The following is a 14,868-nucleotide window of genomic DNA, read 5'->3' as shown; positions in this document are numbered from 1 at the left end:
CGTACGTTTACAGGGGAGGGAATCTTTTTGAATGACGTAAGCGAACGCCTGTCGTTCTTCGCCGCTCTATATCAAGTAGACCGGCAGCCTGCGGCAGGCATGTGGCTGCTGTACGGCACGATTTTTGTGTTGGCCGTTATTGTATTTAAGCTTGGATTTGCTAAACGGCTTCCGGTATTAAAATCAGCAGTGGTGTATGTATTTCTGGCTTTGGGTTGCACTGTTTTTACCTTTTTAGGAGTGTTTTTGCCTGTGGCAGAGGGATTGGTCGTCGCTGCGCTGATTTTAATCATTTACAAAATTCGGCTGTATCAGTCGAAAAAAGGACAGTCTGCAAAATCATAAAAAGACTCAGCTGAAGAGCTGAGTCTTTTTATTTTGTCATCTTTTCAGCGTGATTGAAAACCCTTGAAGTCTAGAAAGGACGAGCATCGGAGCACAGCGAATGTTGGAATTCGTGAGCACCGACGCACAGGCCTGACAACGAATGCGAGGGTTTGTCGACACGCTGACTCAGCTGAGAAGCTGAGTCTTTTTGTTCTGTATGGTAAAGCTGCCGCTTTATTTTTTGACTTTTTCTTTCTTCTGCTGTCCCGGGTGAAAAGAGAATTTTCCCGTTTTCAGCCGTTCTTCTGTTTTTTGGGTAATCCGATCGTGGCATTCCTGGCACATATATGTATGGATCGGGCGGTTTCGAAGCCGTTTCGCGATCAGGGTATCATCATCAATTGTTTCAATTTTATCGCAAATAGAACATTGGACCCTCATCATATCACCTCTTTCACTAACATGTATTATAGCACGGATCAGAAGCTGTCCAAAATAAGAAAAAGCTAAAGCGCAAGGCTATAGCTTTTTCATGATTATTATTTTTTCATATGATGATCAGATTGATCGTTTTGCTCCTGTTCCAATTCCTGCTGCTGCTTTTTGTTTAATTGGTCATTTTGCTGCTTTGTTTGTGGCTCATCTTCATCGTCAATCACATCGTTAGGCACTTCCGGAAGCACTCGGCCGACAATTGCAGCCAATTGATCTAATATGCCTGTCACCGGCCGGCCTTCACTGATTTCTCTGCTCATTTCATTCAGGCGGCTGACCGTATCCGGGTCAGCAATGACAACTGCGTTGGCACCGTGTCGATCATCTTTCAGAGCCTGTGCTACAGAATATTTAATGGTTTCCACTTTGCTTCTGTCCAAATTATCATCGACATCAATCCCTACAACGGCATAACCTCCCAGCACAACGGCTGTTGCATCCTTAACATCGGGGATTTTTTCAGCAACGCTGATAAGATGCTTCGCAATATCCGCTCTTGTCCCATTGTCTTTTGTCTCCTGAGTTGTGTCCTTTACGTGAATCGGTTTGGTTTCCTGCTGCCTTGTTGATTCTTTTTCAACATTCTGATCCTGGTTTCCTTGTTGGTAGGCACATGCGGACAGGATAAGCGTCAGCTGTATCATAATGAAAAGAATTCGCACTTGCGGGTTCCCTCCTTGAAATGCATTCATTAATTTTATTGTTGAATTAACCTTCTATCTTTATTCACAAAAACATATATTTTAGCAGGCATTCACCTTTTTTATCGTAAGAGAAGCAGGAAGAACTTTGACCTTTATATCAGGAGGCTGAGACTTGAGTAAAATTTATGTGTTAGATACGAATGTGTTATTACAGGATCCTAACGCGATATTTTCTTTTGAAGAAAATGAGGTTGTCATCCCTGCTGTTGTATTAGAAGAAGTTGATTCGAAAAAAAGGTATATGGACGAAGTTGGGAGGAATGCAAGGCACGTATCTAAGCTGATCGATGCTTTAAGGCAAAAGGGAAGGCTGCATGAGCAGGTCCCGCTCGACACCGGCGGTACACTGAGAATTGAACTGAATCATCGTTCGTTTCACCAGCTCCAAGAGATCTTTATTGAAAAAACGAACGATAATCGTATATTGGCTGTTGCGAAAAATTTAAGCCTCGAGGAAGAAACGAAGGAAGAGGGCAGGCCGGTTATCCTCGTCAGCAAGGATGTATTGGTCAGGGTGAAAGCGGACGCGATCGGACTGCATGCTGAAGATTTCTTAAATGACCGGGTTGTGGACAATGATGAAATGTACAACGGCTATAAGGATTTATATATCAGCCAACAGCTGTTCAGCTCTTTTTATGGGAAAAATCAAATTACAGTAAATGAAATGAAACAGCACACATTTTATCCGAATCAATTCGCATTAATGAAAGATGAGCTGGGAGGGTCCTCTTCAGCCGTCGGAATGGCGGATAAAACAGGCACGGTCTTAAAAAGGCTTGTTTTTGATGATGAACATGTATGGGGAATCAGGCCGAAAAATGTACAGCAGACAATGGCATTAGAGCTTTTGCTGCGTGAAGATATTCCGCTCGTCACCCTAATCGGAAAAGCAGGAACCGGCAAAACGCTTTTAGCATTGGCGGCGGGGCTATTACAGACAGAAGACTTGGGAATATATAAAAAATTGATCGTCGCAAGGCCGATTGTTCCTGTTGGCAAGGATATTGGATATTTGCCCGGCGAAAAAGAGGAAAAGCTAAAGCCTTGGATGCAGCCGATTTTTGACAACTTAGAGTTTCTGTTTAATGCGAAAAAACCGGGGGAGCTTGAGGCCATTCTGGCGGGTATTGGCTCAATTCAGGTGGAAGCACTGACTTATATCAGGGGGAGAAGCATTCCGGATCAATTTATTATTATTGATGAGGCCCAAAATTTGACCAGGCATGAGGTGAAAACGCTGCTGACGAGAGTCGGTGAGGGCAGTAAAATTGTCTTAATGGGCGATCCAGAACAAATTGATCACCCATATTTAGACAGTCTGAACAATGGTTTAGCCTACGTGGTTGAACGATTTAAAGGACAACCCATCTCAGGCAGCGTGAAGCTGTTAAAAGGCGAGAGATCGGGTCTCGCCCAGCTTGCCGCTGACTTGCTGTAAGCTTACATGATTTCAATTTCTTTTATATCGGTGATCGGCTGATCGTGATCAACTGGATCTTCAAAATAAATATGAACGGGGCCGCCTTCTTGGATTGGCTTGCCTGCCTCACTGAAATGGACAATACTGTTCAGTGCGGTTTCCAGAGGAACGGCGGTCTTTTTCGAACTTGTGACAAATACGCATTGTGTCGCGGAGCTGAGAGGCTCAGCGTTTTTCAGGACAGTCCCAAGTTTCATGGCAAAACTGCCGTTCATCAGTTTTTGCTTCTCGTATTGTTTTTCCGTCTTTAATGTCGGCGGTGCAATCCGGCCCTCTCTGATCACGCGTTCAGGGTCAAGCGCGGATTCATCCCCGACTGATTGTAAATGTATGTCTTGACTGTCCCCTTTGCGTTCAAACGAAAATTTGCGATCATCAAAAATCCATACGCTCGGATCGATGGTGATCGGATATGTAACCTTGCCTTTTACTTGTATAACACTCATGGTTATGACCCCCTTCTCCCAAAATTATAAAAGTTTTCGCATGAATTGTCACTTTGTGTACAAATTATGTGTATTGAAATGCTCAGGGAGCGAGGGTGGTTGCATGGTATGCCGGCATAATGACGAGCTTGAAACCTTAGTGAACGAAGCGAAAAAGATGACGGACAAGGGGGAGGTAGCCAGTTATATTCCTGCCTTGGCAAAAGCTGATCAACACGATCTGTCAGTGGCGATTTATTATTCCAATACTACTTGTCTGTCAGCGGGTGACGTGGAAAAAACATTTACGCTTCAAAGTATATCGAAAGTGCTCTCGCTTGCTTTGGTATTAATGGAATACGGTAAGGAGAAGGTCTTCAGCTATGTCGGACAGGAGCCGACTGGTGATCCGTTTAATTCAATTATCAAGCTTGAAACAGTGAATCCGAGCAAGCCGTTAAACCCTATGATCAATGCCGGGGCATTGGTAGTGACCAGCTTGATTAAAGGGAAAACGGTAAAAGAGAGACTTGATTATTTACTTTCTTTTATCAGAAAGCTGACAAACAACCAACAGATTACATACTGCCGGGAAGTGGCTGAATCCGAATACAGCACGTCGATGATTAATCGGGCAATGTGTTATTATATGAAACAGTACAGGATTTTTGAAGATGATGTAGAAGCGGTAATGGATTTATACACGAAGCAATGTGCGATTGAAATGAACAGTCTGGACTTGGCGAAAATCGGATCTGTATTTGCGCTGAACGGCAGACACCCCGAGACTGGGGAGCAAGTTATCTCAAAAGATGTTGCGAGAATTTGCAAAACATTTATGGTGACGTGCGGAATGTACAATGCAAGCGGCGAATTTGCAATTAAGGTCGGAATTCCTGCGAAAAGCGGCGTATCCGGAGGGATTATGGGCATTTCGCCATACGATTTCGGGATTGGTATTTTTGGCCCGGCATTGGACGAAAAAGGGAACAGCATTGCGGGTGTGAAGCTTTTGGAAATCATGTCTGAAATGTACAAACTGAGTATTTTTTAATTTATGTCATCTGCTTAAATCCTCTTGCATTTTCTGCTGATACCCTTTATGATAAATAGAAGAATTAGGTACTCGCCTGGGGAACGGAGGGATACTTTTGGCTTCAGAGATGATAGTTGACCATCGGCAAAAAGCTTTTGAGCTCTTAAAAGTTGACGCTGAGAAGATTTTGAAGCTGATCCGAGTACAAATGGATAACTTAACGATGCCTCAATGTCCTCTATATGAAGAGGTATTAGATACTCAAATGTTCGGGCTTTCGAGGGAAATCGATTTTGCTGTCCGTCTGGGATTGGTTGATGAAAAAGACGGTAAAGACCTTTTATACACATTGGAGCGCGAATTGTCTGCTTTGCATGACGCGTTTACAGGTAAATAAATGATAAAACTCAAACTTGTTAACAGTTTGGGTTTTTTTATAACCGCACATTTTCTCCTACCTTCTCGGAGACGGTCTTTTTTTACACATTCCTTCCGAATCGTATAGAGATTCTTCATCTCGTTTGATAAATTGTAGTAAAATAAAAAAGATCAATACATAAAAACCATAGATAATGGAAGTTGGAAGCAGGGAAGAGGATGTTATGTTAAAAAAAATGCTGAAATCTTATGATTACTCACTGATATTCGCAATTGTTTTATTATGCGGATTCGGTTTAGTGATGGTATACAGTTCAAGTATGATTACGGCTGTTTCTCGTTATAACGTAAGCAGTAATTTTTTCTTCATGAGGCAGCTGTTTGCTTTATTTGCGGGTGGCGCTCTTTTTATTCTCATGGCTTTGTTTCCTTACAAAGCACTGGCTCACCAAAAGTTTCAGAAGGGAATGCTGCTTGTTTCTGTTTTTGCGCTCATTTCGCTGTTCGTATTCGGACATGTTGCCGGAAACGCGCAAAGCTGGTTTAAAATTGGCGGACTGAGCATGCAGCCGGGCGAATTTGTCAAGCTAGTGGTCATATTGTACCTTGCAGCCGTATACGCCAAAAAACAAAGCTATATTGATCATCTGTTAACGGGAGTTGCGCCTCCGGTGGTGATGACAATCATTCTTTGCGGTTTGATCGCTATGCAGCCTGACTTCGGAACTGCGGCGATTATCGGATTAATTGCGGCTTGCATGATTTTGTGTTCCGGTTTCAGCGGGAAGACTCTGGCAAGGCTTATTTTACTGGGGGGGATTGTTTTACTCTTGGTCAGTCCGATTATTTATTTAAACAAGGATAAAATCCTGTCAGAAAAGCGTTTAGATCGTTTTGAGAGCCTTGAAGATCCGTTTAAATATGCGGATTCATCCGGCCTGCAAGTGATTAATTCCTATTATGCAATCGGATCAGGCGGTATTTTCGGTATGGGACTAGGTGAAAGTATTCAAAAATACGGTTATCTTCCTGAATCGCATACTGACTTTATTATGGCTGTCATTGCCGAAGAACTTGGTATTTTTGGGGTATTGTTTGTGATTATTCTATTGGGGTTTATCGTCATAAAAGGCTTTTATATAGCCAGAAAGTGCGAGGACCCGTTTGGAAGTCTTCTAGCGATCGGTATTTCAAGCATGATCGCCATCCAATCGTTTGTTAACCTTGGCGGTGTCAGCGGATTAATTCCCATTACAGGAGTTACGCTGCCGTTTATCAGTTACGGGGGGTCTTCTTTAGTGCTGCTGCTGGCGAGTATGGGAATATTAGCCAATATCAGTATGTTTGTGAAATATTCAGAGAATAAGAAAAAGAAAGAGCCCGTGGCGTCAAAGGGAATGAAGAAGAAACAGCTTGAAAAAACTGTTTATCTGTAAAAAACAAGTGTGTACATGGGAAGGATATTCCTTTATGATAGATTATATTCCATTTCGGGTAAGGGGGAAAAAGTTTGTCACAGCAATCTATACAAAAAGTATTAGTAGCAAACAGGGGAGAAATTGCAATCCGTATATTCCGTGCTTGTACAGAATTAAATATTCGTACAGTTGCGGTCTATTCAAAAGAAGATTCCGGTTCCTATCATCGTTATAAAGCAGATGAAGCGTACCTGGTTGGCGAAGGAAAAAAACCGATTGATGCTTACCTGGATATTGAGGGTATCATTGATATTGCGAAAAGAAACAAAGTGGATGCAATCCATCCGGGATACGGTTTCTTATCTGAGAATATACATTTCGCCAAACGCTGTGAAGAAGAAGGCATTGTGTTCATCGGTCCTACTTCTGAACATTTAAATATGTTTGGTGATAAGGTGAAAGCGCGTGAACAGGCAGAAAAAGCCGGAATTCCTGTAATCCCAGGAAGCGATGGTCCTGCAGAAACGCTTGAAGCCGTCGAACAATTCGGACAAACGCACGGTTATCCGATGATTATTAAAGCTTCTCTTGGCGGCGGCGGACGCGGCATGAGAATTGTCAGAAGTGAAAGTGAAGTAAAAGAAGCATATGATCGTGCAAAATCAGAGGCAAAAGCAGCCTTTGGCAATGACGAAGTATATGTAGAGAAACTGATTGAAAACCCTAAGCACATTGAAGTTCAAGTCATTGGAGACAAGCAGGGCAACGTGGTTCATCTTTTTGAAAGGGATTGTTCTGTTCAAAGACGCCATCAAAAAGTAATCGAAGTAGCGCCGAGTGTCTCGCTGTCACCTGAGTTGAGAGATCAAATTTGCGAAGCGGCAGTTGCGCTTGCCAAAAATGTGGATTATATAAACGCCGGCACGGTTGAGTTCCTTGTCGCGAACAACGAGTTCTATTTCATTGAAGTAAACCCGCGCGTTCAAGTTGAACATACAATTACAGAAATGATTACCGGTGTCGATATTGTCCAAACACAGATCCTTGTTGCCCAGGGGCACAGTCTTCACAGCAAAAAAGTAAATATTCCACATCAAAAGGACATTTCTACAATCGGTTATGCAATTCAGTCACGGGTAACGACTGAAGATCCGCAGAATGATTTCATGCCCGATACAGGAAAAATTATGGCTTACCGCTCTGGCGGCGGCTTTGGTGTCCGGCTAGACACCGGAAACAGCTTCCAAGGCGCCGTAATTACCCCGTATTACGATTCACTTCTCGTTAAGCTTTCAACTTGGGCTTTAACATTTGAACAGGCGGCGGCCAAAATGGTCCGAAACCTTCAGGAGTTTAGAATCAGGGGCATTAAAACAAATATTCCGTTCCTTGAGAACGTTGCAAAACATGATAAATTCCTGACAGGACAATATGATACTTCCTTCATTGATACAACACCTGAGCTGTTTATTTTCCCTAAACAGAAAGACCGCGGCACGAAAATGCTCACGTACATCGGCAATGTGACAGTGAACGGGTTCCCTGGAATCGGGAAAAAAGAAAAACCGGCGTTTGACAAGCCAATACACGTAAAAGCGGACGCTGATCTGGAGCCTGCAAGAGGAACAAAGCAAATCCTTGATGAAAAAGGTGCAGAAGGTCTTGCAAAATGGGTGAAGGAACAGAAATCTGTCCTTTTAACTGATACAACATTCAGGGATGCACACCAATCCTTATTGGCAACGAGATTCAGATCACATGATTTGAAAAAAATCGCGAATCCGACGGCTGCTTTATGGCCTGAGCTATTCAGCATGGAAATGTGGGGAGGCGCGACCTTCGATGTAGCCTACCGATTCCTGAAAGAAGATCCGTGGAAGCGTCTGGAGGACCTTCGAAAGGAAGTGCCGAATACCTTATTCCAGATGCTGCTTCGTTCATCAAACGCAGTCGGCTATACGAATTATCCGGACAATGTGATTAAAGAATTTGTGAAGCAATCCGCTCAATCCGGTATTGATGTGTTCCGTATATTCGATAGCTTAAACTGGGTAAAAGGGATGACATTAGCTATTGATGCGGTTCGTGATACCGGCAAAGTGGCAGAAGCCGCGATTTGTTACACGGGAGATATCCTTGATAAGAACCGTACGAAATATGATCTTGCTTATTATACGTCGATGGCGAAGGAGCTTGAGGCGGCCGGAGCCCATATTCTCGGAATTAAAGATATGGCGGGGCTGTTAAAACCGCAGGCTGCATATGAACTCGTTTCTGCATTGAAGGAGACGATCAATATTCCGGTTCACCTGCATACGCATGATACGAGCGGAAACGGTATTTATATGTATGCGAAAGCCGTTGAAGCAGGCGTTGATATCATAGACGTGGCGGTCAGCTCAATGGCGGGTTTAACGTCTCAGCCTAGTGCGAGTGGATTTTATCATGCGATGGAAGGCAACGCCCGTCGCCCGGAAATGAATGTCCAAGGTGTTGAAATGCTGTCCCAATATTGGGAGTCAGTGCGTAAATACTATAGCGAATTTGAAAGCGGAATGAAGTCACCGCATACTGAAATATATGAACACGAAATGCCTGGAGGCCAATACAGCAACCTGCAGCAGCAGGCGAAGGGAGTAGGCCTGGGTGACCGCTGGAATGAAGTCAAAGAAATGTACAGACGCGTCAACGATATGTTCGGCGATGTCGTGAAGGTCACGCCTTCCTCAAAAGTCGTCGGAGATATGGCGCTCTACATGGTACAAAACAACTTGACTGAAAAGGACGTGTACGAAAAAGGCGAATCATTGGATTTCCCTGATTCAGTTGTTGAGCTATTCAAAGGAAATATCGGCCAGCCTCATGGCGGATTCCCGCAAAAACTCCAAAAACTGATCTTAAAAGGGCAGGAGCCAATTACGGTCAGACCTGGAGAACTGCTTGAGCCGGTATCATTTGAAGCGATCAAACAGGAATTTAAAGAGCAGCATAACTTGGAGATTTCAGATCAAGATGCTATTGCGTATGCCCTTTATCCTAAAGTCTTCTCTGATTATGTGAAAACGGCAGAAAGCTATGGAGACATTTCGGTATTAGATACACCGACATTCTTCTATGGCATGACATTGGGTGAAGAAATAGAAGTGGAAATTGAGCGCGGAAAAACGCTGATCGTTAAGCTGATTTCAATCGGCGAGCCTCAGCCTGATGCCACTCGCGTCCTTTATTTCGAACTGAACGGGCAGCCGCGTGAAGTTGTCATTAAAGATGAAAGCATTAAGTCTTCCGTTCAGGAAAAGCTGAAAGCGGACCGGACAAACCCAACCCACATCGCAGCCTCCATGCCTGGAACGGTTATTAAGGTATTGACTGAGGCAGGTGCAAAAGTCAATAAAGGTGATCACTTAATGATTAATGAAGCGATGAAAATGGAAACAACGGTTCAGGCGCCTTTCTCAGGAACAATCAAGCAGGTTCATGTGAAAAATGGCGAGCCGATCCAAACGGGAGATCTGCTTATCGAAATTGAAAAAGCATAATAAACCGGAGTGTATATCATTTGATATACACTCTTGTTTTTTAGAAAAAAGCGGAGTGAAACAAATGAAAGTTGTCATTGTGTGGTTTAGAAGAGATTTAAGGCTTGAAGACAATACAGCACTGTCAAAAGCTATTTCCTATTCAAAACAAAAACAGGCTGGTCTGCTTCCGATCTTTCAGATCGATCCTCACTTTGTAGATATGAAGTATGATATGAGTCACGAATATTTTTTTAAGACACTCTCTGTTTTTACAAATGAAGCGCGACAAAAGGGACTCTATCTGCACATCTTTTATCATGAAGCGATACATATGTTTCGCAGGCTGATGGATGCATATGAAATTGATGCGGTTTTTTATAATCAGGATGACGCAGGATACGGAGCGCAGAGGGATCATGAAGTATCAGCGTTTTTAAGAAAAAACGGGATTTATCCTTCGCCATGGACAGATGCACATATTCACGGTGCGGACGACATCGTGAAACAAGATGGCAGTATGTATAAGGTGTTTACGCCATATTTTAGATCATGGTCAAAGGCTGAAAAGCCGAAAATGATGGAGATCGATCCTCATTTTTTATGTTCAACGCAGATGATTAGAAATCAGTCGTTATCTAATCAGGGCGAACGGGTGCTGGAACATCTTGTGCAGTCCAGCAAAAGACACTGGGTGCATGTTGATGCCTCCATTGCAAAAGAGGCTCTCTTCCGATTTATAGATGAAAAGCTGTCAATGTACCATAAAAATAGAGACATGCCTTTTGCAAATAGCACCAGCAAGCTGTCCCGGTTTCTAAAAACCGGCGTCTTGTCACCGCGTATGGTATATTATGCAGTACTGCAGCATGAGTCGCCGCAAGGAGCGAAGGACGTTTTTATCAAGGAGCTGGCTTGGCGCGACTTTTACAACATGGTATACGCCGCTCATCCGCACATGGCTGAGACGGAAATTGATGAGAGGTTCCGCAACATCAGCTGGAATCATGATCACAAGCTGTTTCAAGCGTGGTGTGAAGGGCGCACTGGTTTTCCGATCGTTGATGCGGGGATGAGGCAGCTTAACAAAGAAGGCTGGATGCATAACCGGCTTCGCATGATCACTGCTTCTTTTCTCGTTAAGGAGTTTTTAATCGATTGGCGTCTCGGGGAAGCATATTTTGCTGATAAATTAATTGATTACGATCCTGCATCTAACATTGGCGGGTGGCAGTGGGCTGCTTCTGTCGGGACGGATGCTGTACCGTACTTCAGGATATTTAATCCTGTCATCCAATCTAAGAAGTTTGATCCGGATGGGCTGTTTATTAAGAGATACATTCCCGAATTGAAACATATTCCGGATGAATTTCTTCACGAGCCATGGAAAATGACGCCCCAAATTGAAGGGAGTTCATCCTGCATCATCGGCGAGGATTATCCGAATCCGCTCATTGATCATCAAGTTCAGCGGAGGCTGGCGATTGAAACATATGAAACGGCAAAAAATATGACATAAAAAAGACCAAAGCACTGGAAGCTTTGGTCTAAAATCTTTATGATTGTCTGGATTCATAACGGAACCGTGCAATCAATAATATGAAGTAGCATAGAACGCCAAACAGGCAGGCAATAAAGAACGAGTGGGCAAGAGCAAAGCCCAGAGCCAGTTCAGTATACACGATCATAATACCGGACAGTGCCTGTAATGTAATAAAAATAAGACATGAGATCCAGCCCCAAAAGATCTGCTTTTGATCTTTATAGGAAGTAATAGCATGAACAGCGGCCACAATAATCCATACAAACAAGAGCAATGCTGCTGTTCTGTGGCCCATTTGCACCCATTCAGGGAATTGAGTCGGAAGTCCATTGTTCAGCGGACTGCATAGCGGCACATCAGGACATGCCAGACTTGATTCTGTATGCCTTACATATGCGCCTGTATACACAACGATATAGGTATATATTAATATTCCTATCATGTGAAATTGCATTCTTTTGCCGATTTTAAGCGGTTTAACCAGTTTTCTAACTGATTTGTCAGCTTCAAATATAAGCAACGTCAAAATAAGCACTGAAGCGAAAGATATCAATGAGATGCCGAAGTGAAGCGCCATAATCAGCGCGTTTGAACCGAATACGACAGCCAATGCGCCAAGCAGTGCCTGTAGAAATAAAAAGATAATAGACATGATCGCGAGAAACGTTGTTTCACGGAAAATCGGCGTGATTTTTCTCCATGACCAAAACGCAAGGCTTAACACAAGGATAATAGAAATCCCGCTTGCGAATCTGTGGCTCCATTCAATAATTGAAGCCGGGTTCAATTCAGGGAAAAAACGGCCGTGACACAGCGGCCACTGTCTGCCGCATCCTTGGCCGGAACCTGTTTTTGTAACGAGGGCTCCCCCGATTAAAACAATAAGCATGACAAATGTTGTCAGAACACCGAGAGCTTTTAATGCTTTATTCATTTAATATTCACCTTCTTAACATACTGCTGCGATTTTATATACGTTCCAAGTGTAAGCGAATATGTGTTTTGAGGCAATTCTTAGAGCCTTTTGTTCACAAAAATATAATAGAATGGCGGCTTCCGAAAAATGTACACTTGATTATTCATGCCGGGTCTGATAGAAATAAGGTAAACGCACTGCCGATTTCGCGATTGCCTTTATCTTTGGTAAAATTCATAAAAAGTTCACAAATAAATTCCTGTTTGTCGTTTAATATTTAATAGGATGTTTTTTTACAAGATGTTATCTTGTATGATAGAGTTGCAGGTTTTTTATTGTCCTGCGTTAGGTTTGTAAGGGAGGTTTACGTTATGGCTAACTCCAGAATCATAAATGATACAGCTATAGACGGACAAATTGAAGAAACAACGGCATGGAAAGATTTTCTGTCCCTTATTAAAATAGGGATCGTCAATTCCAATCTCATCACGACTTTTACTGGAATGTGGCTTGCACTGCATATTTCCGGTTTGAGTTTTTTAGGCAATATAAACACCGTTCTTCTTACATTAATCGGGTCATCTCTGATTATTGCGGGCTCTTGCGCGATCAATAACTGGTATGACCGGGATATCGATCATCTGATGGAGCGCACGAAAGTAAGACCGACGGTTACGGGTAAAATTCAGCCGAATCAGGCGTTATGGTCCGGAATTTTGCTGGTTGCTTTAGGATTGATCATGCTGCTGATGACAACTGTCATGGCTGCTGTTATCGGTTTTATCGGAGTCTTTACGTATGTTGTATTGTACACAATGTGGACGAAACGCCGCTATACGATTAACACAGTAGTAGGAAGTGTTTCCGGCGCTGTTCCGCCACTTATTGGATGGACGGCAGTGGAAGGGCATATCGGTGTCGTGGCATGGGTATTATTCATGATTTTATTTATTTGGCAGATCCCTCATTTTTTAGCATTGGCTATTAAGAAAACTGAGGATTACAGAGCTGCAAATATTCCGATGCTTCCTGTCGTATACGGATTTGAAGTGACAAAAAGACAAATTATTGTGTGGGTTGCGTGCCTGATGCCACTTCCGTTTTTCCTTGGAAGCTTGGGCCTGCCGATTGTCATTCTCGGCTTGCTGTTAAATATCGGCTGGCTGATTCTCGGCTTGATGGGCCTCCGCACCAAAAATATCATGAAGTGGGCAACGCAGATGTTCATTTACTCGCTCAATTACATGACAATCTATTTCGTTGCCATGGTTGTCTTGACTCTTTTTTAAAAAATAGATACATTGCTTGTTTTATCGCTTCAAAATAATCGATGACAACTAGTAAATGCCGCCTTGACCTTTTGTTTAATCAGGCGGCTTTACTTTTATACATAGATGGCATTTTGAGTCAAAAAACTCATATTTTAAGAGAAGTGGAAATGTAAGTGCTTTATTGGTGATAGGCTGGATTGCGACGAATTTCGATCTGCTCTCCGCCTTTGTATTGACCAGAAAAGGGGTTGGGTGAAATGGTAAAGCATTGGCGTCTTATTTCATTATTAGCCTTAGTGCCGCTTCTATTAAGCGGATGTGGAAAACCTTTTTTATCCACGCTCAAGCCTGCTGGCGAGGTGGCTGATAAACAGTATGACCTGACAGTGCTCAGTACATTGATTATGGTGGTTGTTGTTGCAGTAGTATCTGTTATCTTCTTTTATGTGATTGTGAGATTCAGAAGATCACGGGTCGGTGAGAATACGATACCGAAACAGGTAGAGGGGAACAAATTTTTAGAAATCACATGGACCGTGATCCCGATTTTGCTGCTCATTATTCTTGTGATCCCTGTCGTACTATATACGCTAGAGCTAGCAGATACATCACCAATGGATAAGAAAAGCCGCAAAGCTGAGGATGCTCTTGTAGTCAATGTCCGGGCAAATTTATATTGGTGGGAGTTTGAATACCCTGATTACGGGATTATCACAAGTCAGGAGCTGATTGTGCCGACAGACCAGCGTGTGTATTTTAATTTAAAAGCCTCAGATGTAAAACATTCCTTCTGGATTCCTTCAGTTGGAGGAAAACTTGATACGAATACGGATAATGAAAATAAGTTTTTCCTGACATTTGATTCAAAACGAAGCAAAGAGGCAGGAGATATGTTTTTTGGAAAGTGTGCAGAGCTTTGCGGCCCTTCACACGCGCTGATGGATTTTAAGGTAAAGACGATGTCTGCAAAAGAATTTCAGGGCTGGACAAAAGAAATGAAAAACTATAAGTCTACAGCAGAGAGTGATTTGGCTAAGCAGGGCGAAGAACTCTTTAAAGAGAAGAACTGCCTGAGCTGCCATGCGGTCGAGCCGAATGATAAGCGGGCAGAAGCAGCAAGAACGGCCCCCAACTTAGCGACCTTCGGTGAAAGGGCAAAAGTGGCAGGGGTGAAAGACGCTAACGAAGAAAATGTGAAGGATTGGCTGAAGGATCCTGAGAGCATAAAACCGGGGAACAAAATGACTGGAACATATCCGAAGCTCTCAGACAGTGAAACAGATGCGCTTTATGAATACTTAAAAGGCTTAAAAACGGAAAGCAAGTAGGAAAGAAAGGGAGATATTAGGGGAGG

General features: G+C 43.0%; 13 protein-coding genes. 9 read left to right on the top strand and 4 right to left on the bottom strand.

Translation table 11 applies throughout. The features are described from left to right. Nucleotides 1–27: 27 nt before the first annotated feature. On the top strand, nt 28–345 hold the full coding sequence (locus V6D44_RS01905) for a YlaH-like family protein (RefSeq protein ID WP_087992180.1): 318 nt from the start codon (nt 28–30) through the stop codon (nt 343–345). Between the two features lie 216 nt (nt 346–561). On the opposite strand, the gene V6D44_RS01900 is transcribed toward V6D44_RS01905, so the two are convergent. Both V6D44_RS01900 and V6D44_RS01895 read right to left on the bottom strand, forming a co-directional pair. Continuing rightward, nucleotides 562–771, bottom strand: a complete 210-nt coding sequence (locus V6D44_RS01900; RefSeq protein ID WP_087992179.1) for a YlaI family protein — start codon at nt 769–771, stop codon at nt 562–564. A 95-nt stretch (nt 772–866) separates the two neighbouring features. Next, complete coding sequence (locus V6D44_RS01895; protein ID WP_333516242.1) at nt 867–1,484, bottom strand: YhcN/YlaJ family sporulation lipoprotein; 618 nt, start codon at nt 1,482–1,484, stop codon at nt 867–869. 154 nt (nt 1,485–1,638) lie between these two features. On the opposite strand from V6D44_RS01895, the gene V6D44_RS01890 reads away from it, so the two are divergent. Next, complete coding sequence (locus tag V6D44_RS01890) at nt 1,639–2,967, top strand: PhoH family protein (protein WP_087992177.1); 1,329 nt, start codon at nt 1,639–1,641, stop codon at nt 2,965–2,967. A 2-nt stretch (nt 2,968–2,969) separates the two neighbouring features. On the opposite strand, the gene V6D44_RS01885 is transcribed toward V6D44_RS01890, so the two are convergent. Next, nucleotides 2,970–3,455, bottom strand: coding sequence for a hypothetical protein (locus V6D44_RS01885; RefSeq protein WP_087992176.1), 486 nt, complete (start codon nt 3,453–3,455; stop codon nt 2,970–2,972). A 103-nt stretch (nt 3,456–3,558) separates the two neighbouring features. Here V6D44_RS01885 and glsA point away from each other — a divergent pair, with 103 nt between their 5' ends. The 5 genes from glsA to V6D44_RS01860 all read left to right on the top strand — a co-directional run bounded on the left by glsA (nt 3,559) and on the right by V6D44_RS01860 (nt 11,303). Further along, nucleotides 3,559–4,488: a glutaminase A gene (gene glsA, locus V6D44_RS01880; RefSeq protein ID WP_087992175.1), complete on the top strand. Its 930-nt coding sequence runs from the start codon at nt 3,559–3,561 to the stop codon at nt 4,486–4,488. A gap of 97 nt (nt 4,489–4,585) precedes the next feature. Beyond that, nucleotides 4,586–4,867, top strand: a complete 282-nt coding sequence (locus V6D44_RS01875; RefSeq protein ID WP_003221339.1) for a YlaN family protein — start codon at nt 4,586–4,588, stop codon at nt 4,865–4,867. A 205-nt stretch (nt 4,868–5,072) separates the two neighbouring features. After that, a complete protein-coding gene (locus V6D44_RS01870; RefSeq protein WP_087992173.1) occupies nt 5,073–6,284 on the top strand; it encodes an FtsW/RodA/SpoVE family cell cycle protein in 1,212 nt (403 codons plus the stop codon). A 74-nt stretch (nt 6,285–6,358) separates the two neighbouring features. Continuing rightward, the gene (pyc, locus tag V6D44_RS01865) at nt 6,359–9,805 is read left to right on the top strand and encodes a pyruvate carboxylase (protein WP_333516241.1); all 3,447 of its coding nucleotides are present in this window, start codon (nt 6,359–6,361) and stop codon (nt 9,803–9,805) included. A gap of 64 nt (nt 9,806–9,869) precedes the next feature. Beyond that, nucleotides 9,870–11,303, top strand: coding sequence for a cryptochrome/photolyase family protein (locus V6D44_RS01860; RefSeq protein ID WP_333516240.1), 1,434 nt, complete (start codon nt 9,870–9,872; stop codon nt 11,301–11,303). Between the two features lie 37 nt (nt 11,304–11,340). Here V6D44_RS01860 and ctaA read toward each other — a convergent pair whose 3' ends face one another. Then, the gene (gene ctaA, locus V6D44_RS01855) at nt 11,341–12,261 is read right to left on the bottom strand and encodes a heme A synthase CtaA (RefSeq protein ID WP_087992171.1); all 921 of its coding nucleotides are present in this window, start codon (nt 12,259–12,261) and stop codon (nt 11,341–11,343) included. 353 nt (nt 12,262–12,614) lie between these two features. Between ctaA and cyoE the strand changes: the two genes are divergently transcribed. Both cyoE and coxB read left to right on the top strand, forming a co-directional pair. Further along, nucleotides 12,615–13,532 carry a heme o synthase gene (gene cyoE / locus V6D44_RS01850; RefSeq protein WP_039073848.1) on the top strand — a complete coding sequence of 306 codons (918 nt, stop codon included), beginning with the start codon at nt 12,615–12,617 and terminating at the stop codon, nt 13,530–13,532. Between the two features lie 239 nt (nt 13,533–13,771). Further along, nucleotides 13,772–14,842 (top strand): cytochrome c oxidase subunit II, encoded by a 1,071-nt coding sequence (gene coxB, locus V6D44_RS01845; protein WP_087992170.1) that lies wholly within the window; start codon nt 13,772–13,774, stop codon nt 14,840–14,842. Nucleotides 14,843–14,868: the final 26 nt, after the last annotated feature.

Origin of the sequence: Bacillus sp. 0209A, assembly GCF_036765095.1 — a bacterium.
In the GTDB taxonomy this organism is placed as follows: domain Bacteria; phylum Bacillota; class Bacilli; order Bacillales; family Bacillaceae; genus Bacillus; species Bacillus subtilis_G.
This window is presented reverse-complemented; position numbering and strand designations above follow the sequence as displayed.

Excerpts from the sequence above, each read along its gene's own strand:
- V6D44_RS01860 (WP_333516240.1), top strand. The coding sequence starts at position 9,870 with ATGAAAGTTGTCATTGTGTGGTTTAGAAGAGATTTAAGGCTTGAAGAC.
- V6D44_RS01900 (WP_087992179.1), bottom strand. The coding sequence starts at position 771 with ATGATGAGGGTCCAATGTTCTATTTGCGATAAAATTGAAACAATTGAT.
- cyoE (WP_039073848.1), top strand. The coding sequence starts at position 12,615 with ATGGCTAACTCCAGAATCATAAATGATACAGCTATAGACGGACAAATT.
- coxB (WP_087992170.1), top strand. The coding sequence starts at position 13,772 with ATGGTAAAGCATTGGCGTCTTATTTCATTATTAGCCTTAGTGCCGCTT.
- ctaA (WP_087992171.1), bottom strand. The coding sequence starts at position 12,261 with ATGAATAAAGCATTAAAAGCTCTCGGTGTTCTGACAACATTTGTCATG.
- glsA (WP_087992175.1), top strand. The coding sequence starts at position 3,559 with ATGGTATGCCGGCATAATGACGAGCTTGAAACCTTAGTGAACGAAGCG.
- V6D44_RS01885 (WP_087992176.1), bottom strand. The coding sequence starts at position 3,455 with ATGAGTGTTATACAAGTAAAAGGCAAGGTTACATATCCGATCACCATC.
- V6D44_RS01870 (WP_087992173.1), top strand. The coding sequence starts at position 5,073 with ATGTTAAAAAAAATGCTGAAATCTTATGATTACTCACTGATATTCGCA.